Here is a 25,349-nt window from a genome sequence, read left to right on the forward strand (position 1 = left end):
TGCTCAGATGAGACCGCCGCGTCGCGCAGCCTTGAGCGCGTCGCGTCGGTTGCTCACTTCCAACTTGCGATAGATCCCGCGAAGGTGCGTCTTGATCGTGTTGACCGAGAGGAACAGCGTGTCGGCGATCGACTCCGTGGTGTCTCCCGAAGCCAGTTCGCGTAGCACGGTGTACTCACCCGGGGTGAGGATCGGCGCACTCACCAGCTCCTGTGGGCGTACTCGATTGCGTACCTGTTCGGCAAAAACTTCCTGATCTCCGAAATGTCCACTGAACTCGTCGAATATCGGCCGCAGGGCTGTTCCGTAGTCGAGGAAGGGCCGCAGGAGGCCACCGGTTTCTGCGGCGTGGAGAGCTTTGTGAAGAGAGCGAAAAGACTTGCGTTCGTGACCTGTTGCGGCGTGGATCCCCGCCTCGAGTGTCCAGGCGTAGACGTGATGCGCAAGCAGCGGCGCTTCGGAGGTTGCGAGAGCTTCGGAGACTTCGGCGAGGGCTTCTGCGAACTTGTTGGCAGAGAACGCGACGGCACCTCGTGCGAGATGTATCTCGGAGGTCTCGCCGAACCGCTCGGCCGCATCGCGTACGAGTCGGCCGGCCCATTCCACTTCGCCGACCGACAAGCAGGCGTTGACGACGGGCGGTAGGAGGGCGAGGGTCGCCATCGCGAAGGTGCGTAGTTCGACAGCACTGAGCATGGCGTCGCGAATGTCGGCGGCAGTCGACCGTCGGTCGGCCGCGTCGTCGAGGCTGTGAAGCCCGAAGGTCACGACGGTATGCCAACCGAACACTGGCGCGCTGGCGCCGAGAACGTCTGTGCTCCGGTAGTTTCCGATGGTGGGGATGCGGTACGGAAGATCACCCGTGGCGCAGAGGTACGCCGCGAAGGCGACCACCGACGCGGACAACTCGTATTCCGCTGTCGTCGTGATTCGGTGTTCGATCGCGTAGTCGAGAGCGTAGGTGGAATGCGCTCTCATCGCCCCGATGTCGCCGCTGAGGGAAGCGACATACCCCAATCCGGTCAGTGACTTCAGGACGAATCGCGACCGGCCCCGTAGCGCCCCGAGGGCTGCGGCCTGGGTGTACTCGACAGTCGCCTTTTCGAACTCGCGCCGGAGCAAGTGCGCCGTCGCCAATTCGAGGTGTACGTACGCCTCGACGTCGGAGTGGGTGCTGTTCGGGCGTCGCTGCAGGCGTGACACCAATGGTTGGTTGTCGGAAGTTGCCGAAACGCAGGAGATTTCCAGGCTCATCGCCAGGAACAGTGGATCGTCTGCAATGGGGGGATGAGTTGCCTCGAGAAGGTCGAGACATGTCGTCGCCGAGGTCACGTCACCGGAATGGAGGGCGGCCGCTGCCAGAATCAGTCGGGTGATCGGGGATTCCGAGACCTGCGTCGGGGCGGATTCGAGGACTCGTACGACGTCACCGCTGTGACCGTCGAGTACGAGCCCCAGCCCGCAGCGTTCGAGAAACGCGAGAATGCGGCACGGGTCGCCGATCGACACCTCGAGTTCGAGCGCCTCGAGTTCGAGATGATGGCTTTCGTACCAGGTTGCTGCGCGCACGTGTGCGCGCTTCCTCTCGACGTGATCGACGCGGCGGAACTCTGCCCGAAGGTGTTCGCGCAGTAGCGGGTGATAGCTGAACCAGGTCGTGTGGTCGGCGGAATCGGTACGGGTCACCGGAAAGTTGAACTGAATCAGAGAGTCGATCTCGGATCGTGCGTTCGAATCGGTCAGAGTTTCCGCCAGTGGAGCGGAGAACGAATCGACTATCGATGTCCGCAGCATGAACGAGGTGATGTGTTCGGGTAAGGACGTCAGCACCTCGTCGACCAGGAAATCGGCGATCGGCCGTGGTGTGTGCGTGAATTCGTCCAGCGCGTCGGCGATGTCATTGCGGCCGGCCAGAAACGCTGCGGTGAGGCGAACGACTGCACCCCACCCCTTGGTGAAGTCTTCGACGATTGCCAACTCGTCTTCGCCCAACATGATGTCGTATTCACCGAACATCGTAGTGATCTCGGACCGGTCGAAAGCGAGATCGGTGGATGCGAAGCGGGTGAGTCGGCCGTCCAGAGCCAAACGATGCCACGTGAGAGGTGGTTCGTATCGTGCGGCGACGATGATCGACAGATTGCCTGGGGTGTGAGTGAGTATCCGATCGAGAAGACTGATCGACAGTGGATCGTGAAGTGTGTGAACGTCGTCGAGGATCAGCGTCGTTCGACGATCGTGCGTTTCGAGAGTTTCGGCGAAATGCGCGAGCCATTGCTCCACCGGTCGCCTGGATCCCGTTTGCGCGGGAAGCCTCCGGCCGGTCGGATCGATAGGCGTGGCGATTGCTTCGGCCAGGGATTCACACAGCACCGACACGTTGTTGTCGCGCTCGGCGAGAGTCAACCACGCCAGGTCCGCATCGGGGGACGCGCGAGAATACTCGCGCGCCCAATCGGCCAGCAGCAAGGTCTTCCCGGCACCGGCCGGGGCGGACAGCAACCCCACGGGTCCAGGGCCGACGCCATCGGCAGCGGTGGACGCAGTGAGTTTGCGATGCAGGCGCGGACGCGGGACCAGTCCTTTGACGGCCGACGGCGGGTGAAAGCGACCGTTGATCGGGGCGCCGGGCACGCGCGCACGCTCACCGCGCGAAGACGCATCGAGCGTCACTGCAGCGGCATCACGAAATGGGCTGCTCATCCGACTCCTGTTCGACTGGCTCCACTGGACGTGACCGCTGGATCGAAATTTTGAACGAGTTAGATGATGTGAAACTACCCAATTCGGACACCAAATAAGCGCCCAAGTAAGAAATTCGGACCAAAGTCCCTGATTTAGCGAGTCTTGAGTTCGATCTCCACGAAGACGGCTTCCGCGCCCGACGCGTTGGTGACGTCGTGCACCGTGCCCGCGGTTCCATGGTACGACTGACCGGGAGTTTGAGTCATCTCGCGGGTGGAACCATCGGCATCGGACACGACGAATCGGCCGCCGGTGACCGGCACGACGATGTAGTCGTACTCGTGTCGATGGCGTCCGGTGGCACTGCCGTCGGCCGGAAAGCGCCACGAGGTGACGCGCACACGATCGTCGTCGAGGCCGATGGTCGGTTCTGCTGCGGTCATGTGTCCTTCTGCTCCTTCGGTGTGACGCCGTGCAGAAGTATGTCCGGCATCCGTTCGACGAGGGGAGCGGAGTCGTTTTCGGGCATCAGCATTCTCAGGACCATCGTGCCGCCGACGATGAACAGCATCGTTGCCTGAGCGTCCCGCATCGCGTCGGCATCACCGCCGCCACGGTTCAGCATCTGCGCGAGCATGGCGATGCCGGGGCCACCGAACTCCGACCACAATGTCGACGGCAGGTCGCCGCGCTCCGCGAATGCGGAAAGCAGGCCGGGCAGTGCAGCCTTCACCTCGGGCTTTGCAAAGAGTTCCAGGGTGTAGTTACACGAGGCCCGTACCCACTCTTCGGGATCTGTGGCGTCTGCTACGGGCGGAGACTCGTCGACCCAACCGAAGACTGCTTCGAAAACCAGGTGAGTCTTGGACGGCCACCGACGGTACAGAGCGGGCTTGCCGACGCCTGCGCGCTCGGAGATCGCCACCATCGTCGTCTTGTCCCAGCCGACCTCGGCGAGCAACTCACGTGCCGCGGCCAGGGCTGAATCACCGATGGCGGGATCGCGGGGCCTTCCGCGTAGCCGTTCGGTGTCCTCGTCCGGGGTGACGTTGTCTGGGGTGACGTTGTCCGGGGTGAGGTTGTCTGGGGCGACTTCTTCGAAATCCATTGTGAATAGCGTAACGCAGTGTTACGTTTCTCCATATTCGTAACACGGCGTTACGTTATCCATCGGGTGCCCTGTGGAGGTGCGCGTCATGACTCAATTGCTCGAAGATTCGACCGTGGTGATTTCCGGCGTCGGAACCGGCCTGGGGCGTGAAATCGCATTGGCTGCAGTCCGTGACGGGGCCAACGTAGTACTCGGCGCGAGAACCGAAGAGAATTTGAAATCCGTCTGCGAGGAGATAGATCCGACCGGTGCTCACGTCGCCTACTCGGTGACGGACATCGCCGATCCGGAGTCGTGCTCACGGTTGATCGCCACCGCCACAGAACGTTTCGGGCGAGTGGACGCGTTGGTCAACGTCGCAGCCAAGGAGGACGTGTTCGGTGGGCTCGAAGGTGCCGATCTGAGTGCCTGGAAGGCCATGTTGGACGTCAACGTCATCGGAACTCTCACTTTGACGCAGGCGGCGCTACCGGAATTGAAGAAGCGTGGCGGCGCCGTCGTCATGATCGGCTCGCAGGCCATGTTTCATCCTCAGTTGCCGCAATCGGCATACGCGACGTCCAAAGGTGCGCTGTATGCAGCGATGTGGTCGCTGGCAAAAGAACTGGGACAGTATCGAATCCGAGTCAACACCGTGGTCCCGACCTGGATGTGGGGACCGCCGGTACAGCTGTACGTCGGGCTCGCGGCCGCCGACCGTCGGGTCCCCGAAGAAGACATCATCGCCGAGATCAGCAAGAACATGCCGCTCGGTGAAATCCCGGCAGACGACGACGTAGCGGACGCCGTGGTCTTCTTCGCCTCCAACCGCGCCCGGATGTTGACCGGGCAGACGCTTTTCGTCAACGGCGGCGAGTTCTTTCGCTGACCGTCTATCGGCTCTGTTCCGGAAAGGACTGCACTGCAATGAAACACAAGGTCATCGTGTGGGGTACGGGCGTCGTGGGTAAGTTGGTCATCCGCGAACTGCTCGATCATCCCGAATTCGAACTGGTCGGCGTGATCGTGCACAACCCCGACAAGGACGGCGTCGACGTCGGCACGCTCATCGGAGTCGAGCCGGTGGGGCTGGCAGCCACGATCGACAGTGAGGCAGCCCTGGCCGTCGATGCCGACGCCGTTGCATACTTCGGTCCGACTGCGGAGTTCGCCGTCGAGAACATCGCGAACATGTCGCGCTCCCTGCTGTCGGGTAAGCACGTGGTGTCGACGTCGATGACGCCGTTGGTCTACCCGAAGGCCTGCCCCGAAGAAATGCTCGTGGACCTCGAAAAGGCGTGTCGCGAAAGCGGAAAGTCGTGCTTCACCACGGGAATCGATCCGGGATTTGCCAACGATCTCTTCCCGCTGACGCTCATGGGGGTGTGTGGCCGCGTAGACAGCGTACGGGTGCAGGAACTGTTGGACTATGCGAACTACGCAGGTGACTACAGTTCGACGATGGGAATCGGCGTCTCGGTGGATACGCCGGCGGTACTCGAGATTCCCGAGGTGCTGATCTTCGCATGGGGTCACACCATTCCGATGATCGCCGACGCCGTCGGGGTCAAGTTGGACCGCATCGACACCGTGTACGAGAAGTGGGCGGCTACCGAACCGATCACGTATCCGTTCGGAGTCATCGAGCCTGGCCAATGTGCCGCAGTCCGATTCGAGATCCGCGGGTGGGTGGGAGACGACGCGAAGATCGTGATCGAGCACGTCAACCGCATCACCAACGACGCAGCAACGCACTGGCCCAGAGCAACTTCCGTGGAGAACGACGTCTATCGCGTCATCATCAAAGGTAGTCCGGACATCACGCAGGAAACGGCGTTCCGTGGAGCGCTCGACGGGGATCCGATCACCGGAGGGTGCCTGGCGACGGGAATGCGAGCGATCAATGCCATTCCGATGCTCGACGGGATCGAGGCCGGGCTCGTTTCGGCGCTGGATCTCCCCCTTGTCGCCGGGCGAGGCACCATCCGATCATGAAGGTGCTCTTGACCGGAGCCTTCGGGAACATCGGTTCGCACGTTCTGGCGGAGCTCGTGCGCCGAGGCCACGATGTTCGTTGTCTTGCGCTGGCAACTCCCGAGGATCGCAAGCGGGCGAGTGCCTTTCGTGCCGTCGAAACGGTCTGGGGAGATATTCGTGACTACCAGACGGTCGAGGCTGCAGTGGCGGGTATCGAGGTCGTAGTTCACTTGGCTGCAGTCATTCCGCCCGCCAGCGAGCTCGATGTTGCTGGTGCGGAGAAGGTCAACGTCGAGGGAACCCGTAACGTCGTCACGGCAGCGCTGTCGCAGAGTGATCCGCCCAAACTTGTCTTTGCATCGACATTCGATGTTCACGGCCGAACGATGCATCGGAAACCTCCTCGTAGAGTGGATGATCCACTCGAGGCGACGGATGGGTACACCGCCCACAAGATCGAGGGTGAACGCATAGTGCGAGAGTCCGGTCTGACGTGGTTCATACCGCGGTTCGCCGACGTTCCGATCATCGGCGCGCGTGGAGCCGATCCCATCATGTTCGAGATCGGTTTGGACAACAGGATCGAAGTGCTGCACCCCGACGACGCTGCTGTCGCACTTGCCAACGCGCTGGAGACGCCGCAGGTATGGGGCCGGGTGCTCTTCGTCGGTGGTGGTGAGTCTTGTCAGGTGACCTATCGCGAATATCTGGCGAGAATGCTGCGGGCAATGGGGTTGGAACCGTTGCCCGATAGTGCCTTCAGTGGCAAGGAGTACGTGACCGACTGGGTGGACACCGAGGAAAGTCAGCGGTTGTTGCGGTATCAGAGCCGAAGTTTTGACGACATCACCGCCGACATCGCAGCCACGCTCGGCTGGAAACGGTGGATCATTCCGGCGGTCAAACCGTTGGTGAGACGATCGATGCTGAAGATGTCGCCCTATCTTTGATCGTCAGTCCATTCGGCCGGCTGTGGAAGACTGGTTCCATGAAGCGGATGTCGAGAACTGTCCTTTCTTGCGGAATCATCGCGGCGTCGGTGACCGGAGCTGTGACGAGCTGCAGTTCTTCCGACACCTCGGTGGCGCCGACTACCTCGTCGTCTGTGACTACCACGGCAGCCGTACCGCCTACGGGTGTACCGCCTACGAGTGCCTTGCCACCATCGACGCCGGAATCCGAACGCGCCCTCTTCGACGCTGTGGACCGCAATGATCCGGCAGCGATCACCGCTGCCTTGGGCGCCGGCGCGAACATCGAAGCTCGCGGCGAAGATGAACGTACTCCGCTCGTCGAGGCCACCAAGAACAACGCCGTCGCCGCGGCGTCGACGTTGATTCTTGCCGGGGCAGACGTGAATGCGAAGGACTCCATGCAGGATTCGGCTTTCCTGTATTCCGGAGCCGAGGGATTGAACGAGATTCTGGCGCTCACGCTCACCCACGGCGCGGACGTCGACAGCGTGAACCGTTACGGCGGTACGGCTCTGATTCCCGCGAGTGAACACGCGCATGTCGAGACGGTCCGGATGCTGATCGCTGCCGGGGTCCCGGTCGATCACGTCAATGATCCAGGGTGGACTGCCCTACTCGAAGCTGTTGTCTACGGTGACGGATCCGCGCGCTATGTCGATGTGATCACTCAGCTACTCGACGCAGGGGCAGATCCCTCGATCCGGGATGCGTCGGGAAAGACGGCGTTGGACAATGCCGAAAGTCGTGGTCAGACAGACGTTGTGGCGCTGCTTCAATCGCGGATCTGACGCCAACGAGTCGGGCTGACTCCGTAAGCCTGCCGAAAGCGTCGGCTGAAGTGGCCGGCGTCGACGAAGCCTGCCCGGTGGGCGATGGCCGCGATCGGCAGGCCGGCGGTGGCCGGTCCACGAAGTTCTTCACGAGCCTTCCGCAGACGCTGGGTGATGATCCACTGTTCGATCCGAAAGTCGTTGTCCGAGCAGATCTTGTACAGCTGTCGCAGTGAGATGTTGTGGGCGTGGGCAATTCGTGCGGGATGCAGCGCCGGATCGTGAAGGTGTTCGCGGATGTATCGACGGATCGAGGTCATGGCGAGTGCCGATCTCGGGGTCGACACGTGCGGATTCGCATGCGCGATCGAGGTGACCAACGCGCGCGCGAGTTCGATCGAAGCCTCACCCAGTTGTTCGGCCGCAGGATCGGTGTCCAGTAGGTCGGCGCCACGGAACAATTCGCGAACGTGCGCAATCATCAAGGGGTACAGGTTGCTGTGATGAGGCCGGGTAGCTGCGTCGCGGACGGTGTCGATCGGCAATCCCAGCCGATCCATCGGAACGTAGAGGCACTGGGAAGCGCCCGTTCCCGACCAGGAGAAATCGTAGGTCGAGGTCAGGTCCGTCATGAGGAGTTCACCGGCCGGGACCCTGCGCTGTGATTGGTACTGGTCGAGATGGCCGATTCCACTCTCCTGCAGAGCAATCGCAAGAACGGGCATCGATGTGGACCGGACGTGGTGTGGGGCACGGGTCAATCGCATCCCGGTCGACTGGGAGCGGAACAGTGATGCGGCGCCCAGATTCCACACGTTCATTCGTGCGCTCACCCGATCCGGGTTCTCCACGTGGATTGCGCACGGAACCGAGGCGCGACCCATCGCGTCGACAAAGGCGTCCGTGCGTTGGTCAGGCTCCAACACGGAGGTATCCAGGAGCAAAGCCATGCAGGCTTGATACCCCGCGATGCGGACGCTCAACCAGAAGCTGTGCAGTGTGAGCCCAGAAGTCTGCACGGACAGTCATGTCCGTCGCACGCGGTGTTTCTAGGATCGAAACGGGCATGTCCCGGCTTACCGCAGTTTCTCGCTTTTCGACGAGAGTGAAGGAAACGCATGAAGATCTCACGTGTATTCACAGCAGTTCTGGCAATGCTCATGACAGTCGCGGCCGGACTGATCTTCGGCTCTGGTGCCGCGGTGGCAAGCCCCAAGCCGACTGTCGTTCTGGTTCACGGCGCCTTTGCCGACGCGACCAGTTGGGACGGCGTCGCCGCCGACTTACGTTCGCGCGGCTATCGAGTCGTGGTACCGGACAATCCTCTGCGTGGGCCTGCCTACGATGCGTCCGTGATCGAGAAGACGGTTGCGGACATCGACGGACCCGTCGTGCTCGTGGGCCACTCGTACGGCGGAGCGGTGATCACCAACGTCCACGATCCGAAGGTGCAGTCGTTGGTGTACATCGCGGCGTTTGCTCCGGTTCAGGGAGAACCGGTACAGATCACGATCGATCCGATTCGATTCCCGGGCAGCCAATTGCTGCCGCCGGCTCTGGGATTGAAGATCGTGGACGATCCTCACGCGATCGGCGGTAAGAACGTCGACGGCTATGTCACGGACGAGTATTTCCATTCCGTCTTCGCTCAGGACGTTTCCGAGGAGACAGCGGCAACGATGTTGGCGCATCAGAAGTCCGCGGCTCTGTGGGCGAACCTCGAGCTCGGCGGGCCTCCGTCGTGGGCGAACACACCGAGTTGGTATCTGGTCGCCGGTGAAGACCGAGTGATCCCTGCGACGGCGCAGCGGTTCATGGCAAATCGGATGGGAGCGAACACGAGCGAACTCCCGACGTCGCATGCATCGCTGGTTTCACAGCCGGGGGCAGTGGCAGACGTGATCGTGGCGGCCGCTCACGGATGAGTGAGCGACCGCCACGAGAGAAGAACAGGGTCAGGCGGAAACGATCACCGAGGAGCCGTGGCCGAACAGGCCCTGGTTGGCGGTGATTCCGATGCGAGCACCTTCGACCTGGCGGCCTTCGGCCTGTCCACGAAGCTGCCAGGTGAGCTCGCAGACCTGCGCAAGTGCCTGTGCGGGAACGGCTTCGCCGAAGCACGCAAGTCCACCGGACGGATTGACCGGGATGCGGCCACCGATGCTGGTGTCACCCGCACGCAGAAGGTGCTCCGCCTCGCCCCGCTTGCACAGGGCGAGGTCTTCGATCCAGTCCAGTTCCACCGAGGTGGCGAGGTCGTAGACCTCGGCGACGTCGACGTCCTCGGGAGAGATCCCGGCTTCCTCGTACGCGGCGTAGCCGATGGATTCCTTGAAGGTGCGCTCCGGAGCGGGGACGGCAGAGCTGGAATCGGTGGAGAAGTTCGGCATGTCCATGATCGTCTGCGGGAACGTCGGCGTGACCGTCGAAATAGCCTTGATGCGAACAGGTTCCGCGATGCCCATCTTGCGGGCGTATTCCATCGACGTCAGCAAGATTGCTGCGCCGCCGTCGGAGGTCGCGCAGATGTCGAGCAAATGCAGAGGATTGGACACCACGGGGGAGGCCAACACGTTCTCGACGGTGACTTCCTTGCGGTAGCGCGCATTCGGATTGCCCAGCCCGTGCTTGGCGTTCTTGACCTTCACGTTGGCGAAGTCCTCCGCGGTGGCGCCGTAGAGGTCGATGCGACGACGCGCGTTGAGCGCGAAGTACGCCGGGTTGGTCATACCCATGAGGCGGAAGCGCAGCCAGTCCGGGTCGTCCCAACGCTCACCGGCGACGGGAGCGAGGAAACCCTTGGGGGTGGTGTCCGCGCCGACGACCAGGGCAACTTCGCTGAGGCCGGCCAGGATTCGTGCGCGAGCTGTGTCGAGTGCCTGGGCTCCCGTCGCGCACGCTGCGTACGACGTGGCGACGCGAGCGCCGTTCCAGCCGAGGGCCTGAGCGAACGTGGCTCCGGCGACGTATCCGCCGTATCCGTTGCGGACAGTTTCGCCGCCGACGATGAAGTCGACGTCCTGCCAGTCAACGCCCGAATCGGCGAGCGCGGCGCGAGCGGCGGCAACACCGTACTTCACGAACGACTGTCCCCACTTGCCCCACGGATGCAAGCCCACACCGAGTACTGCGACGTCCTTGCTCATGACTTCGACTCCTGATCGGCGGCGACAGGCTTCCAGCGCCACGTCGTACGAACTCCGGTTTCGTCCGTGTACAGCGGCTCGACTACCAACTCGACGGTATTGCCGACCTTGAGATCGTCGACGCCGAAGCCGTCGGCCACCTGGCCGAGGATGACGATGCCCTCGGGTAGTTCAACTGCTGCGAGAGCAAAGGGCTCGTACGGATCCGAGCGCGGGATGTACGGCGGCGGGGGCTGGTACTGCGCGTCGGTGTACGACCAGACGGTGCCGCGGCGGGAGAGTTCCACGTCGTCGAACTCCTCGCTGAAGCAGCTCGGGTTCTTGCAGAACGTCGCCTCACGAGGGAAGGAAATGGTGCCGCAGGATTGGCACTTCGTGCCGATCAGTGCAGGTTCGTCGCCGGTGGTGAACCAACCCTCTACTGCAGGTGTCACACTCCCGTTCGGCGTCGGCGTTGCAGTCTCGCTCATGCAATCCTCATCTGGTTGGCGAGCCTGATCCGGGGGATCGGGGCCCGCTGTGCCGCTTACTGGAACAGGTTGCAGTATTACACGATTTCGGCCGATGACGGGCATAAATTTTCGCTGAGTGGGACGCTGCCGGAACGCAGACGGCCCCGCCGGGCAGACGAGTCTGCAGGCGGGGCCGTGTGCGTGAAAGTAGCTGTTTACCTGTGGTGGATCAGCGAGCGCGAACGGGCCGACCGAATCGACGAGTCGGCTTCACCCGGGCCGCAGCGTCGAGGATGGAGGTGATCTCGACCTGATCCAGAACCTTTTCGCGGACGCGATCGTGCGCAGCGCCGCGTTCCAACTCTGCCTTGTCGATGGCGTGCCAGCCCTCACGGTCGACGACGTCGGACTGTCGAGCTCGGACCAGACGATCGACCGCGGAGTCGTCGGCGACAGGGTTGGTCAGGCGGCCGTCGTTGAAGTCGTCGACGAGCGTCCTGATCGTTTCCTGCGCACAAGACTTGTTCGTGCCGATGAATCCACTCGGTCCGCGCTTGATCCAACCGGTCGCGTAGACGCCGGTGGCGGGATCGCCGTTCGGAGCTTCGAGGACGCGGCCGTTCTCATTCGGAATGACCGAAGCCCGCTCGTCGAACGGGACGCCGGGGATGGGCACTCCGCGGTAGCCGATCGAGGTGAGGACCAAACCGGCATCGATGGTCTCGGTATCGCCGGTCGCCTCGATCTGTACGGTTCCGTTGCCGTCGACCAGGGCGTTGCGAGCGAACTCGATTCCACTGACCTGATCGTCGCCGGTGATCGACGTCGGCGTGAGCAGGTAGCGCAACGTGATGCGCTTGTTGCCGACGTCGACGTGATCGCGGTTCTTCAGTGCTTCGAGTAGACGCAACTTCTGCTCGACGGCATGCGGGAGCTCGCCGCGTTTTGCCAGTTCTTCGGTGGCCGAGTCGAGAACCATGTCGTCGGGTCCGACAGAGAGTTCGATGTCCGGCAGTGCCATCAGGCCGGTGAACTCGGGGACTGTGAACGCGGACTGCGCGATTCCGCGTCGACCCACGATGACAACTTCTTCGACGCGACTCTTCCGCAGAGCGGCGAGTGCGTGAGCGGAGATGTCGGTACCCGCCAACTTCTCGGGATCGGCCGTCAGGATGCGAGCGACGTCGAGGGCGACGTTTCCGTTTCCGATGATGACGGCGCGGCGATGCGAGAGGTCGAAGACGTCGTCGGCGTGATCGGGGTGGCCGTTGTACCAGGCCACGAAGTCCGTGGCCGAGGCCGTGCCCGGCAGATCAGCACCGGGGATGCCGAGGCCACGATCGGACGATGCGCCGACCGCGTAGAGCACCGCATGGTGATTCTCGAGCAATTCGCTGTGCGAGATGTGCTTGCCGATCTCGACGTTGAGGTAGAACTCGAAACCCTTTTGTGCGGCGATCTTGTCGAACAAGCGGGTGACCTGCTTGGTCTTCTGATGATCCGGAGCAACTCCGGCTCTGACCAGGCCGTAGGGCACGGGAAGGCGATCGAAAACGTTGACCTGCACGTCGGGCTGCGTCAGCAACTCGTCCGCGGCATACATCGCGGACGGGCCGGAACCGACGATCGCAACTCGCAACGGCGGTCGGCCCTTGTCGACGTGCGCTGCCGGGATGACCTTGGCGAGAAGCGGCCGAGGCCGCTCTTCCTTGTAGAAGTCCGCATTGATGGACAGGAATACCCGCTGAGGATCGGTCAGCTTCGATTCGGGGACGATGGCATCGACCGGGCAGGCCGAGACACATGCGCCGCAGTCGACGCAGGCCTGCGGATCGATATGCAGCATCTCGGCGGTGAGGAAGTCCGGCTCGTCCGGCGTCGGATGGATGCAGTTGACCGGGCAGGCGTAGACGCACGAGGCGTCGCTGCAACAGGACTGCGTGACTACGTGTGGCATGGCGCTATGAGTCCGATCTCGACTGTCCGGGAGCTACGCGGCGGCGTTGTGCGAGCTGCGGTGAGGTTCGCTGCGGAAGCGTGATGCGCGGCCGTCCATCTTGCAGGCCTTCCACACCAGGCGCGAGGCACGGTTCATCAGGCCGGTGTCGGTGGCCAGCATGCGGACGTCACCGAAGTAGTTGCGCAGGGTCTGACGCGATTCGGGCAGATCCCAGAACAGGTCCTTCTTCACGGACTTCGGGATGTCGAACTGCTTCCAGAAGGACTTCGGCGGGATGACGATGGCGTCACAGAGAATGCGCATGACGATCGGGAACAGCAGCGAGAGGACGAACCGGTTCGGGCGTGACATCAGCGGGATGCGACGGCTCAGAAGCTTGTGAGCGAACGAGATGTGACGTGCTTCCTCGGCTACGTGGATGGCCATGACCGACTGCATGATCGGGTGGATCTGGCCGCCGGCGCGCAGGATGCTCTTCTGAATGTGGTCGATCGGCTCTTCACCGGCGAGGACACCGACGAAGAACAGTTCGGGGAACGGACCCGCAGCAAGGGGGATGAAGGGTGCAAGCATCTTCATCGGACGGCTCATGCCGGGAGCGTCGGCACCGATGCGGTTGACCATCTCCTGGAACATCATCGTGTGGTTGCACTCTTCGACGGACTCGTGCGTGCAGTAGCGCGCCTCGGCCGAATCGTTGGGCAGCGAGAAGACGTACTGCATCATGCCGCGGATCAGGATGTTCTCGAACTGGAGACCGACCTTCGCGACGTTGGCCTGGCGCCACATGCCGATTTCGATCTGCTTGGCCTCGGACTGCGACTGGTACCAGGGGTGTGCACCCAACGGGTCAGTCTCGGCCGGGAGGATCCAACGGCGATCGTTCGGGACGACGGCAAACTCGGGGGAGTCCCAGTCGATGTCGAGGTACGGGTCGAAGTGCTTGTGCACCGAGCCCTCGGACAGGAGTCGAAGCGTCTCGTTGTACGAGTCGTCGGATGCTTCTCCGCGCTTGTCGAGCGGCGATGTGAGCGTCATGGCGTCTCCTCTTCGTTTCGGTCACCGCTGGTATTTCTCGCGGTGTTCGGTGGAATCGAGGGCCGGTTGTGTGATCGCTGGCACTCGGTCTGGATTTAATGTAACCCGAGGTATCAGGAAAAGCTAGTGGCAGATACTCCTGGATCTCGACGAATTCTTGACACGGTCGAAACGGCGCCATAACTTACTTTTGAGTAATTTCCGCGGTGCGCTCGAAGTTGGCTGTTCAGGGATGGGTTCGCACCGAAACGCACGCGAAGATCGAACCGAGGCCGATGTGATCAGAACGCTGCTCAGCAATATTGCCTTGAGTCCGCCGACGCGTCTGCGCTCTCTTGTTCCGTCACGCGGTGTCACGCTCTCCGACAAGACGATCGTTCTGACGGGAGCTTCCTCGGGGATCGGCGAGGCGACAGCTCATCTCTTGGCTCGTCGGGGAGCCGAGATGATCCTGGTCGCGCGCGGTGAGGAAAACCTCGAACACGTACGGGACGAGATCCACCGCAGGGGAGGGTGGGCGCACATCGTGCCTGCGGACCTCTCCCGCGGTGAAGCCGTCGACGAACTCGCGGAGACGATCGCGGATCGATTCGGGTCGATCGACATCCTCGTCAACAATGCGGGTCGCTCGATCCGGCGTACTGCGTTGGATTCGGTCGACCGATTCCACGACTACGAGCGCACCATGGCGCTGAATTACTTCGGACCTACACGACTGACGTTGCGTCTGCTGCCCGCGATGCTCGAGGCGAAGGCCGGGCACATCATCAACGTCGGAACCTGGGGAGTCACTGCCGGGGTGATGCCGAGGTTCAGCGCCTACCACGCGTCGAAGTCTGCGCTCAGTGCCTTCGGCCGAAGCCTCGGCGCGGAATGTCACGGCACTGGCGTCGACGTCACCACAGTGCAATTCCCGCTCATACGAACACCGATGATCGCGCCGACGGCGGATTACGTGAGCCAGCCGGCGCTGACGGCCGGTCAAGCTGCATCGTGGATCTTGCGGGCGATCAATACGCGTCCCGTCGAGCTGTATCCGCGGTACGCGGGGCTGTTACGAGCGATCGACGTCGTATCTCCCTCGGCTACAGATTCACTCGTGCGTAGAGCTGGGATTTGAAGGGTTGGGATCTGACCAAAAACGCGCGTCAGTACCGGGGCATGGTTCGTCCCCGGTACTGATGTATTCAATTGTCGCGATTCACGCCGCTGTGGGTGGGCTGTTCCCGCCGATCGGGTGCTGATACGGGTCGATCGACATCGGCGGATAGAACACCGACTTCCGATCCGCTCCGATCTCCACTCTCCATTCCGTGTGGTGCAGTGTCCGGTGATGGTGGCCGCACAACAAGATCAGATTGTCGAGATCTGTTGGGCCACCGTCGTTCCAGTGAACAATATGGTGAGCGTCGCACCACCCCGACGGTGTCCCGCACCCCGGGAACGCGCACCCGCCGTCACGAACCGCCAACGCTCGCCTTTGCGGCACCGTCGCGGTTCTGGCTTCCTTGCCGCAGTCGAGCGGAACACCATTCTCGTCCAGGAGGATTCGGGTGACGGTGCAGTCGCAGGCGAGCATCCGGGCCGTGTCGATACTGATCGGGCCCACCCAATCCGTCCACGCGAACCCCAGTTCCTGAGTCGACGGCAGGAGGTCTTTCAAAGCTTGCAGATCTGTCATGTCTTTGGCGCTGGCGGTGACCGTGATGTGCGGTTTCACCCCACCTTCGATCGGACCCAATCCCGCCCGCTCGTACCGGCGCAGTAGTTCGCAGAACCCGTCGGCCCGGCGTAATGCCGGCGTGCGGGTGTCTTTGACGCCGTCTTTCTCCGGTGTCGGAGCCGACAGACTCGAGAGCAGCGTGATCAACCGGGCCCCGTTCACCGCATCCAAATCACCCTTGACTGTCACCCGCCCGTACAGGCCTTTCGAAGCGTAGAACTCATTGCGCTCCGAGTCTTCCCCGACCGGAACACCGTCCTCACGGTTTCCGTACTGCTTCTCGATCCGCCGAATCGCAGCCCGCACCGCATCACAATCCACGATGTTCTTCGACGCCAACCCCAACAAGATCCCGCGAGCCTTCTCCACATCCGCCAGGGTCATGTTCTTCGGCGGATGCTGACAAAACGACGCCACCTGCCGCGCCTTCAACGCATCCACATCACCGCGATGAAACGCATCGCCCACCACCGGTTCGAGCATCAACAATCGCGCCAACCCGACCAGCAGACTGCACTCACCGATCTCCAGATTCGTCGACCCGTGCAACCACTGCGCGATCGCCCGAAAACCCTTCCCACCGAGAACCTCCCGGGAAAACATCTCCACGATCAGCAACACCAACCGCGACTGCAACTCGTGCCGGACACGCACCAGATCCAGAACCTCACCCTTGAGGTCCTCGCCATCCAGCTGCCACGCTTCCCGACTGTCCATGCAGCAATCATATTCGAACAAAGATTCGAACACAAGAAGAAATTGATCGAAAACTGCTGATGTTAAACCGATTTCGGCATTTCGGACAGTCGGTTCTCGGCGGGCTGCCGGCGCAGTCCGTGTGCGCCGACGAGTGCGAGCGCCATCATCAACCCGGAGCACAACAGCATCACGGCAGTCTCGATGAACTGAAAATGCCAGTACCGGCTCTGCGGGTGATAGACCACGGCATAGTGATCGATTCCCTGTTCTCGAAGGCAGTTGTCGACTTCGAGGGCTTGCTGCTGGCGATCGGAATTGTCTGAGCCCCAGCACATTGTGTAGTCGGCGTCGATCATGTTGCCGTCCGTATCGGCGAAGCCGGCTCCGATGACCCATCTCGAGTCGAGATTTCTATACGGCGACGGTGCGTATTCCGCTGCACGGGCCAGTCCGTCGATGGGTTGGACGTCAATGTCGGGCGCCGTGTAGTGCTCGCGGACCATCGCGCTCAGTGCGACGGGCACGATGAAGAACACGAGAAGAGTCGTGACCATTGAGACGACGGTGTTGCGGATGAGCAATGCGGCTGCGCTGCCGGTACTCATCGCCAGAAAGGCGTAGGCGCCGACGGCGATTCCCGTCGTTTGAAAATTGGGGAACTCCATCAAGGAAAACGAGGTGGCTTCATCTGTTGCCTGTCCCCGGCCCAGTGTATGGGTCCAGCCGAGCACCAGGCCCAGGACTGTCATCGCAAGGGTGATGGGAACGAAGGCCACCAGGACTCGCAGGAAATACCATCGAACAAGGCCGGTGGACTCGCGAAGGTCGAGATTCTCGGGGCCCTGCTCGAAGTCTCGGGAGAAAGTGGTGACACCCACCAGCATTCCTGAGGTAAACGGAAGAAGAAGAACAAGAAGCGCCGTCAAGGTAAGAGCGGTGTCGGCGCGGCAACCGCCACCTCCGTCGTACCAGCGCGAGCAGATGCCCCCGAAGTCCCAACTCTCGCCCGAACGCTGAACGAACCAGCCTGAAACGGCGGCTGTCAAGATCAGGAGGAATATCACCGCCAACGACCATAGGATCTGCCCTCGACATTGCCTCCAGGTCGCGAAGATCATCGGCGAATGCAGCTCGGTGACGTGTGGATGCGTCTCATGATGAAACAATACTGTTCGTTTGGTGATCCACATGGATTTCGAAAGCCGATACCCCGGACCTGCTCCGAGGTATCGGCCCGAGGTCAGAGGCAGAAGAAACTGAGCGAACTGATTGCCGCGTTCTGCTCGAGCTGGCCGGCGTCTCCGACATTGCCGGCTGCGACTGACAGATCTTGAAGCGAGAGAATAGCGTCCATTGTCATTTCCTTTGTTGATCGGCGTTCTTGCCGATGGATGTCATCGATCGAATTGTCTTGCGGTGCTGCTTCCATTTCAGGTTCTTGGCCTGATACTCCTGTGCTCCAATCTGCCGTGGGTGAAAACTGTCGAACAATCAGGTGATGTGGCAGTTCGACGCACACATCAGTGGGAACGACGGTCGGCGAGGTGCCGATCCGGTATCTCGGAGCAATGCGAGAATTCCCGCAGATCCGGTTGCCCAGTCTGTCGAGAGCCTCAAATTCTGCTCGCCTGGAAAGTAAAGGCCTCCTGCGTGATCGAGGCTGTGCAAGCCCAGAAGCTGGAACTGCTGCGCAAGCGTCTGTTCGCAATCGGCGCCGGCATATGGAGTCTTGGAGAGTTCGCCGAGGAAGAGAATCAGCCCGGCTCGCCCGTTGAGCAGTCCGGCTTGGGCAGTGAATTCGACGGCGGCAGCGCGGGCTATGGCATGTAGCGCAGACGCATAGCGCGGTTCGTCGACATGTCGCACAAGTTGTAGAAGCACCAGGCCCACACCGACGGATCCCGATCCCAGATACGGCATTGTCCGGCGCTCTTCTCTCAGTTGCATCGAACCGTCAGGGCACATCTGCATCACGGACAGGTCGATGTCGACAAGCTGTCGTGCGTGTTCCAGTGATCGAGGATCTCCGGTCCGTTCGTAGTGGCGAGTCCAGAACAACGCTTGCCCGCTCGGACCTCTCATCAAGCCGCCTCGACCCGCTGTCGCCCAAGCTATTCCGTCGTCAGAGCGAACATGTGCGCGAGCCTTCGGAAGGCGATCTCGCAGAGTCTCGGTGACGAGAGCGAGCGCTGACGACGCCGCCGGACATGACTCCGATTCCTCGAGCAGAAGGCAGCCGATTCCGGAAAGGCCTTGGAAGAGGCTGGAATCGAGCTCGTCGAGTGGAGCTTTACACAAAGTCTCGACCCATCTGTCGGCAGTCGAGTGTCGTCCTAGTTGCCGAAAGGTGTGCACCGCACCCGCGAGTCCGTCGAAGAATCCGAACTGTGGCTGCGCATCCGAATCAACCTGGTGTTCAGTCCATTCCAGAACTGACTCCAAGGTGTCGGTGGGCAGATCATCGGCGAGCAGGTTTCCGCACGAGCCGTGCGCAATGCCGTAGCCGTTCACTTCGAATTGGGCGATGTCTCCGGGAAAAAGTCGATCAGAGCGGGAGAGATCGAGCGAGGCGAGGATGCCGCAACGCAATCGAGCGTCCGTACGCTGCAGAGATTCCCTCGACGACGTGTCCCAACGATGCCGGCGGTTCTCCGGTTCCGGCGTGTGTACGTCGAGCATCGAGTAGAGCGAGGCCCGGAAGGTGCGAGGTAGATCGAATCGAGACACCGCGTAGTCGATGAGTTCGGGAATCTTGTTGTGATCGAGAGGGAACAATGTAGTAAGTGGGACAAAGAGTCCCAGCTCGATGCATCCCAAGGAGTAGCGGTCCGCATCGACACCTTTCAGCTGTGGCGGTGCGGTGTATCCGGGTGCTCCGGTGGACCGGGGCGGATACTCGTCGATGTTGTGTGCCATCTCGAAGTCGACTACCCGAATACCCGAGGGTGAGCACAGGACGTTGCCGGGGTGAAGGTCGGCATGAACGATTCCGGCGCTGTGGAAGCTCTCGACCGCGGTGGTCAACTGGAGTGCGATGTCGAGCGCCCAGGTCCTGTATTCCGTTCGGGAACTGAGTGTCTGGTCGGCACGGATGAGCGGATAGCGGATCGCGATTTCCTGATTCAGGGGTGTACCGGGAGCGCGCTCGGTGACAAGAAAGTGGTGGCCTTCGCGCTCGAACAGGCTGATCGCGGAAGGTGAGTACGGGTTGTCGGCAAGGTGAGTCAGCTTGTCGTACTCGTTACGAAGGCGGTCGATTGCGTATCGGCCGTTGACGTCCGGGGCGGTAAAGGGTCGGCCTTCTTTGATGACCAGATCGATGCCGGCGTCACCCTGTGCGGTGTAGATCCCTCCGCTGTTGCTGAAGTGCAGGGCTTCACTGATCGAATAGGGGAAGGCGTCGCGTGATTTCAGCTTGTCTTGCTGTGCGCGAACGAAGTCCGGGATTTGTACCCAGTCCGGAGTTCTGAAGGAAGTGCCGCGCACATCGGGTTCGAGCGATCCGTCAGGACGCCGAATTGCCGGGACGCTATCGCCGAATGAATCGTAGGTCTGCATGGGCAGATATGCGCCGTACCGCAAGTAGAGCGGTCCCCGGTTCCATCGCACATCGCTGAGGATGTACGGCCCGTCGGCACCGGTGACAAGCTCGTCCAGTTCGATGATGACACGTTGTGTGGCAACGCCATCCGTCGGATAAATCGTGATGAATTTTCCGCTGGATGTTCGATTGGCCTGCTTGCTGTTGGACAACATGAGGTCTGTTGCCGTCCGAAGAAATTTGAACGGCACATGATTGCGGCCGCAATACGCGGAAACGGTGTCGAGTAGCTCCTGCGCGTTGGCTTGGGTAGCGGAGCAGTGAATCTTCCATCCTTGTTCTGGCAGCAGACCGTCGGTCGGTTGGAAGTAGTTCCACGGCCCGCTTTGGGGGCCGCGCCGCCAGAGCGACCAATCCACCGACTTTGCGGGGATAAAGTGCTGGTCAGTCGATGTATCAGCTCGGGTGACCGTTCTGATTCGGTCGTAGAAATGCGAGTCGGCGCATGTGAAGGCAACGTATCGCAGGTCCACGCTCAACCTCCCGGTCAGTCCCCCTGCGGTTGTCATCGATTGATGCCACGCCCCGAATCCCCTGTGGCTTGGATTGCTTGTGGCGGAAGGTTATCCGATTCCGGACATTTCGGGCGAAGATTGAATACCTATCATTCGAAAGTACTAAGGAAGGGCGTGGGCCAGGCGAGGTCACTGATCGCCCAGCTTCAATCGGCCCACATTTGTTTCGAGTTCGGCGACCTCCTCTTGACGAGGGGATCAACTCAGTGGTAATTGTTTAGCGAGCGCTAAGTCAGGGTGCTCCCTCGATCTCGGTCCGGTGCCCGGCGCCACGAAACTCGGGTGCCGGACCGCCCCAGCAATGCACGTCCTCGAAGGGAACGAAGATGACCAAGGCAGTGATCGTCGATGTAGTCCGGATCGCGTCCGGCAAGGGGAAGCCGGGCGGAGCACTGTCCGGGACGCACCCTGTCGAACTGATGGCCCACGTTCTGCGTTCCATCACTTCCCGAAACGGCCTCAACCCCGCCCTGGTGGACGACGTGATCGGCGGTTGCGTCGGCCAGGCCGGTGAGCAGGCGCTCAACATCACCCGCAGCGCGGTCCTCTCGGCAGGGTTCCCCGAGTCGGTACCCGCCACCACGATCGATCGCCAGTGTGGATCAAGTCAGCAAGCTGCGCACTTTGCGGCACAGGGCGTGATCGCCGGAGCCTACGACATCGTGATCGCGGCGGGCGTCGAATCGATGAGTCGTGTCCCGATGGGCACCACGACGATGGGGAAGGACGCGTCCGGTCCGGGCATCGCGGCTCGCTACCCCGAAGGCCTGGTCAATCAGGGCATCTCCGCGGAGTTGATCACCGCGAAGTGGAAGTTCGACCGCGAGGCTCTCGACGCATTCGCCGCGCAGTCCCACCAGCGGGCAGCGGAGGCAGCGGCGAAGGGACTCTTCGACAAGGAGATCCTGCCGATCTCGGTGACCAACGCCGCCGGTGAGACCGTCTCGCACACCGTCGACGAGACGGTTCGCGCGTCCACCACCGCCGAGGGCCTCGCCGGCTTGAAGCCGTCGTTCTACTCGGAGAAGTACGCGCAGCGCTTCCCCGAGGCGCAATGGTCGATCACTCCCGGCAACTCGTCGCCGCTCACCGACGGCGCATCCGCGGCACTGATCATGAGCGAAGAAATGGCGTCGAAGCTGGGGCTGACCCCGCGAGCACGCTTCCACTCCTTCTCCGTCGCGGGCGACGACCCGATCTTCATGCTCACCGCGCCCATCCCGGCCACCCACAAGGTGCTCGCTCGCGCCGGTCTGAGCATCGACGACATCGATACCTACGAGGTCAACGAGGCATTTGCCCCGGTGCCGCTCGCCTGGGCTCACGAGTTCGGCGCCGACCCGGCAAAGCTCAACCCGTGGGGCGGCGCCATTGCCCTCGGACACGCCCTGGGGTCCTCGGGTACTCGTCTGCTGACCACGATGGTCAACCATCTCGAGGCCACCGGCGGACGCTACGGACTGCAGACCATGTGCGAGGGCGCCGGCATGGCCAACGCCACCATCATCGAACGCATCTGAAACACATAACCTTTCGAAAGGGAACTCTCATGATCGTCAACGACAGCGTCGCCGTCGTCACCGGTGGAGCATCCGGCCTCGGCCTGGCCACCACCAAAGCTCTTCTTGCCGACGGCGCCAGCGTCGTCATCATCGACCTTCCGTCGTCGAACGGTGAAGCCATCGCCAAGGAACTCGGCGACCGAGTCCGCTTCGCGGCGGCAGACGTCACCGACGAGGCCGCGGTCACCGCTGCACTCGACGTGGCCGAGTCACTCGGGCCCCTGCGCGTGGCAGTCAACTGCGCGGGAATCGGCAACGCAGTCAAGACGGTCAGCAAGAAGGGCGCCTTCCCGCTCGACGCGTTCAAGAAGGTCGTCGACGTCAACCTGATCGGCACCTTCAACGTCCTTCGTCTTGCTGCGGAACGTATTTCGAAGACCGAACCCATCGACGGCGAACGCGGCGTCATCATCAACACCGCCTCGGTCGCAGCGTACGACGGTCAGATCGGACAGGCTGCGTACTCCGCATCGAAGGGTGGCGTCGTCGGTATGACGCTCCCCATCGCCCGTGACCTCGCGTCGCTGCTGATCCGCGTCAACACCATTGCTCCCGGCCTGTTCAAGACCCCGTTGCTGGCAGGACTGCCTGAAGCCGCCCAGGCGTCGCTGGGGCAGCAGGTGCCCCACCCCTCTCGTCTGGGCGATCCCAGCGAGTACGGCGCGCTCGCTGCGCACATCGTCTCCAATCCGATGCTCAACGGTGAGACGATTCGCCTCGACGGTGCAATCCGTATGGCACCGCGGTAATTTCGGCCAATACATGACTGGCGAGGTGGAGTCGGTGAATTCGGTGGCCGTGGACTGGAGGTCCTTCCCGCCGCTGGTGATGACCGACATCCTGACGGCTTCGCTCGAGTTGTTCGACGAGAACGGTTACCACGGCACGACGGTGCGGCAGATCGCCAATCGTGTCGGGGTAACCGTTCCCGCGCTCTATTATCACCACGCGAACAAAGAGGCAGTCCTCGTCGCTCTGTTCGAGATCTCGATGAGTGAGCTGAATACCAGAACCGAAGCGGCAGAGGCGGAAGCCGGCGAAAACCTGGTACGACGCTTCGCCTTGGTGGTGGAGGCGATCGTTCTCTACATGACCCACCGATCGCGGCATGCTGCGTTGGACACCGAGATCCGGCATGTCTCACCGGAAAGCCGCAGCCGATACGCCGCCAGTCGTAAGCGGCTCGAGTTGCTCATGCGCAGGATCGTCGACGACGGTGTGGCATCTGGAGATTTCTCGGTCACCCACACCGAAGAGACTGTCCGGGCCATACTCGGCATGGCCCAGTCGCTACCGCGTTGGTTTCAGACCGGTGGCCCGATGTCACCGTCGCAATTGGCGCAGAAGTACGTCGACATCGCATTGCACACGGTCGGGTATCGTCCGTAAAAGTGTCTCGGACTGAACGAAGGTGGGCAACAGGTCGAAAACCTGTTGCCCACCTTCGGTATTCGTACTTCAGAATCCACTCCGTGTCAGAGTCGCGTGACTTCGAGTCCGCCCTCGTGGTAGTCGGCCCTCAAGCGCTTCTTGTCGAACTTGCCGACGCTCGTCTTCGGGACTTCCTGAACCACAGCCCAGTTCTCCGGGAGCTGCCACTTGGCGACCTTGTCCGAAAGGTACTGCTGTAGTTCGGACATCGTGGTCTCGGAACCGGCGCGAAGAACAACCGCGACCAACGGGCGCTCGTCCCACTTCTCGTCCGGCACGCCGATGACGGCAGCTTCGGTGACGTCGGGGTGACCCATCACGGCGTTCTCGAGGTCGACCGATGAGATCCATTCGCCGCCGGACTTGATGATGTCCTTGGAGCGGTCGGACAAGCTCAGGAAGCCGTCGGCCGTGATGGATCCGACGTCGCCGGTCTTGAGCCAGCCGTCGTTGAATTTGTCTTCCGCATCGACGCCGTAGTACGACCCTGTGATCCAGGGTCCGCGCACTTCGAGTTCGCCGACGGAAACACCGTCGTGTGCAACAACTTTACCGTCGTCGTCGATGAGACGTGCCTGGACCGATGCCGGGAAGCGGCCCTGTGAGTAGCGGTACTTCCACATCGCGTCGCCGGTGACACCGGCCGGCGGGCGGGCAACGGATCCGAGCGGGGAGGTTTCGGTCATGCCCCAGGCGTGCAGGACCGAGACGTTGTGATCGGCTTCGAACGCGTGCATGAGTGCGGGCGGTACCGCGGACCCGCCGATCAGAACCTCGCGCATCGAGGAGATGTCCTGCGGGTTCTGCTCGAGGTAGAGGTGCAGCCCCTGCCAGATGGTGGGTACGGCTGCGGCGAACGTCGGCTTCTCGCTGGCGATGATCGCTGCCAACGGGGCAGGCTGGAGGAAGCGGTCGGGCATGATCAGCGAAGCACCGATCATGAATGCGGCGTAGGGAAGTCCCCACGACATGGCGTGGAACTGAGGTACCACGGCGAGTGCACGATCGCCCTGTGCCAGGTTGGGGCCGTCGCTCATGCAGACCTGCATGGAGTGCAGGTAGATCGAACGGTGGGAGTAAACGACGCCCTTGGGGTCGCCCGTGGTGCCGGACGTGTAACACATTGCGGCAGCACTGAGTTCGTCGACCTCTGGCCAGTCGAACTCGGTGGGCTGATCGGCGATCAAGCCCTCGTAGGTGTGAACCTGCACGCCCTCGGGAGCTTCGAGCCCTGCAGTGGAGGAGCCGGTGACGATGATGTGCTTGACGGTCGTCAGTGACGGAAGCTGCGGGGAGAGAAGCGGAATCAGAGACGGATCGACGATGATCACGCGGTCCTCGGCGTGATTGGCGACGTGGATCAACTGCTCCGGGAACAGGCGAATGTTCAGCGTGTGGAGCACGGCGCCCATCGAGGGGATCGCCAGGTACGCCTCGAGGTGCTCGGAGTTGTTCCACATGAACGTGGCGACTCGCTCGTCACCCTCGACCCCGAGTCCGCGCAGGGCGTGTGCGAGCTGTGCGCAGCGCTTGCCGACGTCAGCGTAGGACACACGGCGCGGGCCTGACTCGGTCCACGTGACAACTTCGGAGGCGCCGTGAACGGAGGCGCCGTGGCGGAGAAGTTGAGCAATGGAGAGGGGGGCGTCTTGCATGGTGCTCAGCATGGGCTGCTCCTGTGTGGTGAGTGAGACCGGTGCTTTTGCCCACGGGCCGTCACAAACGA

At 61.9% G+C, this 25,349-nt stretch carries 21 protein-coding genes; 9 read left to right on the top strand and 12 right to left on the bottom strand.

Going from position 1 to position 25,349, the window contains the following annotated elements:
- Nucleotides 1–3: 3 nt before the first annotated feature.
- From DBV08_RS15610 to DBV08_RS33150, 3 genes are all read right to left on the bottom strand, one after another.
- Complete coding sequence (locus tag DBV08_RS15610) at nucleotides 4–2,703, bottom strand: LuxR C-terminal-related transcriptional regulator (protein ID WP_124568008.1); 2,700 nt, start codon at nucleotides 2,701–2,703, stop codon at nucleotides 4–6.
- A 134-nt stretch (nucleotides 2,704–2,837) separates the two neighbouring features.
- Nucleotides 2,838–3,128 carry a cupin domain-containing protein gene (locus DBV08_RS15615; protein ID WP_124568009.1) on the bottom strand — a complete coding sequence of 97 codons (291 nt, stop codon included), beginning with the start codon at nucleotides 3,126–3,128 and terminating at the stop codon, nucleotides 2,838–2,840.
- A complete protein-coding gene (locus DBV08_RS33150) occupies nucleotides 3,125–3,793 on the bottom strand; it encodes a TetR/AcrR family transcriptional regulator (protein ID WP_124568010.1) in 669 nt (222 codons plus the stop codon). The genes DBV08_RS15615 and DBV08_RS33150 overlap by 4 nt, the downstream gene beginning before the upstream one ends.
- Nucleotides 3,794–3,881: 88 nt before the next feature.
- On the opposite strand from DBV08_RS33150, the gene DBV08_RS15625 reads away from it, so the two are divergent.
- The 4 genes from DBV08_RS15625 to DBV08_RS15640 are packed head-to-tail and all read left to right on the top strand — an operon-like array spanning nucleotide 3,882 to nucleotide 7,514.
- Nucleotides 3,882–4,664 (top strand): SDR family oxidoreductase, encoded by a 783-nt coding sequence (locus DBV08_RS15625; protein ID WP_124568011.1) that lies wholly within the window; start codon nucleotides 3,882–3,884, stop codon nucleotides 4,662–4,664.
- 38 nt (nucleotides 4,665–4,702) lie between these two features.
- On the top strand, nucleotides 4,703–5,770 hold the full coding sequence (locus DBV08_RS15630; protein ID WP_124568012.1) for a dihydrodipicolinate reductase: 1,068 nt from the start codon (nucleotides 4,703–4,705) through the stop codon (nucleotides 5,768–5,770).
- Nucleotides 5,767–6,702, top strand: coding sequence for an NAD(P)-dependent oxidoreductase (locus DBV08_RS15635; RefSeq protein ID WP_124568013.1), 936 nt, complete (start codon nucleotides 5,767–5,769; stop codon nucleotides 6,700–6,702). Before DBV08_RS15630 ends, DBV08_RS15635 begins: the two co-directional genes overlap by 4 nt.
- 38 nt (nucleotides 6,703–6,740) lie before the next feature.
- Nucleotides 6,741–7,514, top strand: a complete 774-nt coding sequence (locus tag DBV08_RS15640; RefSeq protein WP_124568014.1) for an ankyrin repeat domain-containing protein — start codon at nucleotides 6,741–6,743, stop codon at nucleotides 7,512–7,514.
- Here the strand turns inward: DBV08_RS15640 and DBV08_RS15645 are convergent.
- On the bottom strand, nucleotides 7,499–8,446 hold the full coding sequence (locus DBV08_RS15645) for a helix-turn-helix domain-containing protein (RefSeq protein ID WP_124568015.1): 948 nt from the start codon (nucleotides 8,444–8,446) through the stop codon (nucleotides 7,499–7,501). The genes DBV08_RS15640 and DBV08_RS15645 overlap by 16 nt on opposite strands.
- A gap of 168 nt (nucleotides 8,447–8,614) precedes the next feature.
- Between DBV08_RS15645 and DBV08_RS15650 the strand changes: the two genes are divergently transcribed.
- Entirely contained in the window at nucleotides 8,615–9,421 is an 807-nt protein-coding gene (locus tag DBV08_RS15650; RefSeq protein WP_124568016.1) for an alpha/beta hydrolase, read from the top strand.
- Between the two features lie 30 nt (nucleotides 9,422–9,451).
- Here DBV08_RS15650 and DBV08_RS15655 read toward each other — a convergent pair whose 3' ends face one another.
- From DBV08_RS15655 to DBV08_RS15670, 4 genes are all read right to left on the bottom strand, one after another.
- Nucleotides 9,452–10,642, bottom strand: coding sequence for a lipid-transfer protein (locus DBV08_RS15655; RefSeq protein WP_124568017.1), 1,191 nt, complete (start codon nucleotides 10,640–10,642; stop codon nucleotides 9,452–9,454).
- Nucleotides 10,639–11,112: a Zn-ribbon domain-containing OB-fold protein gene (locus DBV08_RS15660; protein WP_124568018.1), complete on the bottom strand. Its 474-nt coding sequence runs from the start codon at nucleotides 11,110–11,112 to the stop codon at nucleotides 10,639–10,641. The genes DBV08_RS15655 and DBV08_RS15660 overlap by 4 nt, the downstream gene beginning before the upstream one ends.
- Nucleotides 11,113–11,323: 211 nt before the next feature.
- Nucleotides 11,324–13,051 carry an FAD-dependent oxidoreductase gene (locus DBV08_RS15665; RefSeq protein WP_124568019.1) on the bottom strand — a complete coding sequence of 576 codons (1,728 nt, stop codon included), beginning with the start codon at nucleotides 13,049–13,051 and terminating at the stop codon, nucleotides 11,324–11,326.
- 33 nt (nucleotides 13,052–13,084) lie between these two features.
- Entirely contained in the window at nucleotides 13,085–14,092 is a 1,008-nt protein-coding gene (locus tag DBV08_RS15670) for a diiron oxygenase (RefSeq protein ID WP_124568020.1), read from the bottom strand.
- Nucleotides 14,093–14,324: 232 nt separating this feature from the next.
- On the opposite strand from DBV08_RS15670, the gene DBV08_RS15675 reads away from it, so the two are divergent.
- Nucleotides 14,325–15,212, top strand: coding sequence for an SDR family oxidoreductase (locus DBV08_RS15675; RefSeq protein WP_124568021.1), 888 nt, complete (start codon nucleotides 14,325–14,327; stop codon nucleotides 15,210–15,212).
- An 81-nt stretch (nucleotides 15,213–15,293) separates the two neighbouring features.
- Here the strand turns inward: DBV08_RS15675 and DBV08_RS15680 are convergent, their stop codons facing one another.
- The 3 genes from DBV08_RS15680 to lanKC form a co-directional block, all read right to left on the bottom strand.
- Nucleotides 15,294–16,532, bottom strand: a complete 1,239-nt coding sequence (locus tag DBV08_RS15680) for an HNH endonuclease signature motif containing protein (protein WP_124568022.1) — start codon at nucleotides 16,530–16,532, stop codon at nucleotides 15,294–15,296.
- Nucleotides 16,533–16,594: 62 nt separating this feature from the next.
- Nucleotides 16,595–17,584, bottom strand: coding sequence for a hypothetical protein (locus DBV08_RS15685; RefSeq protein WP_124568023.1), 990 nt, complete (start codon nucleotides 17,582–17,584; stop codon nucleotides 16,595–16,597).
- Between the two features lie 421 nt (nucleotides 17,585–18,005).
- The gene (gene lanKC / locus DBV08_RS15690) at nucleotides 18,006–20,624 is read right to left on the bottom strand and encodes a class III lanthionine synthetase LanKC (protein ID WP_260395607.1); all 2,619 of its coding nucleotides are present in this window, start codon (nucleotides 20,622–20,624) and stop codon (nucleotides 18,006–18,008) included.
- 332 nt (nucleotides 20,625–20,956) lie between these two features.
- Here lanKC and DBV08_RS15695 point away from each other — a divergent pair, with 332 nt between their 5' ends.
- From DBV08_RS15695 to DBV08_RS15705, 3 genes are read left to right on the top strand one after another with little or no spacing between them, the layout of a single operon-like run.
- Nucleotides 20,957–22,150, top strand: coding sequence for a thiolase family protein (locus DBV08_RS15695; protein ID WP_124568024.1), 1,194 nt, complete (start codon nucleotides 20,957–20,959; stop codon nucleotides 22,148–22,150).
- A 29-nt stretch (nucleotides 22,151–22,179) separates the two neighbouring features.
- The gene (locus DBV08_RS15700; RefSeq protein WP_095972334.1) at nucleotides 22,180–22,941 is read left to right on the top strand and encodes a 3-hydroxyacyl-CoA dehydrogenase; all 762 of its coding nucleotides are present in this window, start codon (nucleotides 22,180–22,182) and stop codon (nucleotides 22,939–22,941) included.
- Nucleotides 22,942–22,954: 13 nt separating this feature from the next.
- A complete protein-coding gene (locus DBV08_RS15705; RefSeq protein ID WP_124568025.1) occupies nucleotides 22,955–23,581 on the top strand; it encodes a TetR/AcrR family transcriptional regulator in 627 nt (208 codons plus the stop codon).
- Between the two features lie 86 nt (nucleotides 23,582–23,667).
- On the opposite strand, the gene DBV08_RS15710 is transcribed toward DBV08_RS15705, so the two are convergent.
- Nucleotides 23,668–25,290: a long-chain fatty acid--CoA ligase gene (locus tag DBV08_RS15710; protein ID WP_095972336.1), complete on the bottom strand. Its 1,623-nt coding sequence runs from the start codon at nucleotides 25,288–25,290 to the stop codon at nucleotides 23,668–23,670.
- Between the last annotated feature and the right edge of the window lie 59 nt (nucleotides 25,291–25,349).

The organism is Rhodococcus sp. KBW08 (genome assembly GCF_003852455.1).
Lineage (GTDB): Bacteria > Actinomycetota > Actinomycetes > Mycobacteriales > Mycobacteriaceae > Rhodococcus_F > Rhodococcus_F baikonurensis.

Bases quoted from the DNA above. Each gene is read 5' to 3' on its own strand.
- DBV08_RS15610 (WP_124568008.1), bottom strand. From the start codon at position 2,703: ATGAGCAGCCCATTTCGTGATGCCGCTGCAGTGACGCTCGATGCGTCT.
- DBV08_RS15615 (WP_124568009.1), bottom strand. From the start codon at position 3,128: ATGACCGCAGCAGAACCGACCATCGGCCTCGACGACGATCGTGTGCGC.
- DBV08_RS33150 (WP_124568010.1), bottom strand. From the start codon at position 3,793: ATGGATTTCGAAGAAGTCGCCCCAGACAACCTCACCCCGGACAACGTC.
- DBV08_RS15625 (WP_124568011.1), top strand. From the start codon at position 3,882: ATGACTCAATTGCTCGAAGATTCGACCGTGGTGATTTCCGGCGTCGGA.
- DBV08_RS15630 (WP_124568012.1), top strand. From the start codon at position 4,703: ATGAAACACAAGGTCATCGTGTGGGGTACGGGCGTCGTGGGTAAGTTG.
- DBV08_RS15635 (WP_124568013.1), top strand. From the start codon at position 5,767: ATGAAGGTGCTCTTGACCGGAGCCTTCGGGAACATCGGTTCGCACGTT.
- DBV08_RS15640 (WP_124568014.1), top strand. From the start codon at position 6,741: ATGAAGCGGATGTCGAGAACTGTCCTTTCTTGCGGAATCATCGCGGCG.
- DBV08_RS15645 (WP_124568015.1), bottom strand. From the start codon at position 8,446: ATGGCTTTGCTCCTGGATACCTCCGTGTTGGAGCCTGACCAACGCACG.
- DBV08_RS15650 (WP_124568016.1), top strand. From the start codon at position 8,615: ATGAAGATCTCACGTGTATTCACAGCAGTTCTGGCAATGCTCATGACA.
- DBV08_RS15655 (WP_124568017.1), bottom strand. From the start codon at position 10,642: ATGAGCAAGGACGTCGCAGTACTCGGTGTGGGCTTGCATCCGTGGGGC.
- DBV08_RS15660 (WP_124568018.1), bottom strand. From the start codon at position 11,112: ATGAGCGAGACTGCAACGCCGACGCCGAACGGGAGTGTGACACCTGCA.
- DBV08_RS15665 (WP_124568019.1), bottom strand. From the start codon at position 13,051: ATGCCACACGTAGTCACGCAGTCCTGTTGCAGCGACGCCTCGTGCGTC.
- DBV08_RS15670 (WP_124568020.1), bottom strand. From the start codon at position 14,092: ATGACGCTCACATCGCCGCTCGACAAGCGCGGAGAAGCATCCGACGAC.
- DBV08_RS15675 (WP_124568021.1), top strand. From the start codon at position 14,325: ATGGGTTCGCACCGAAACGCACGCGAAGATCGAACCGAGGCCGATGTG.
- DBV08_RS15680 (WP_124568022.1), bottom strand. From the start codon at position 16,532: ATGGACAGTCGGGAAGCGTGGCAGCTGGATGGCGAGGACCTCAAGGGT.
- lanKC (WP_260395607.1), bottom strand. From the start codon at position 20,624: ATGACAACCGCAGGGGGACTGACCGGGAGGTTGAGCGTGGACCTGCGA.
- DBV08_RS15695 (WP_124568024.1), top strand. From the start codon at position 20,957: ATGACCAAGGCAGTGATCGTCGATGTAGTCCGGATCGCGTCCGGCAAG.
- DBV08_RS15700 (WP_095972334.1), top strand. From the start codon at position 22,180: ATGATCGTCAACGACAGCGTCGCCGTCGTCACCGGTGGAGCATCCGGC.
- DBV08_RS15705 (WP_124568025.1), top strand. From the start codon at position 22,955: ATGACTGGCGAGGTGGAGTCGGTGAATTCGGTGGCCGTGGACTGGAGG.
- DBV08_RS15710 (WP_095972336.1), bottom strand. From the start codon at position 25,290: ATGCTGAGCACCATGCAAGACGCCCCCCTCTCCATTGCTCAACTTCTC.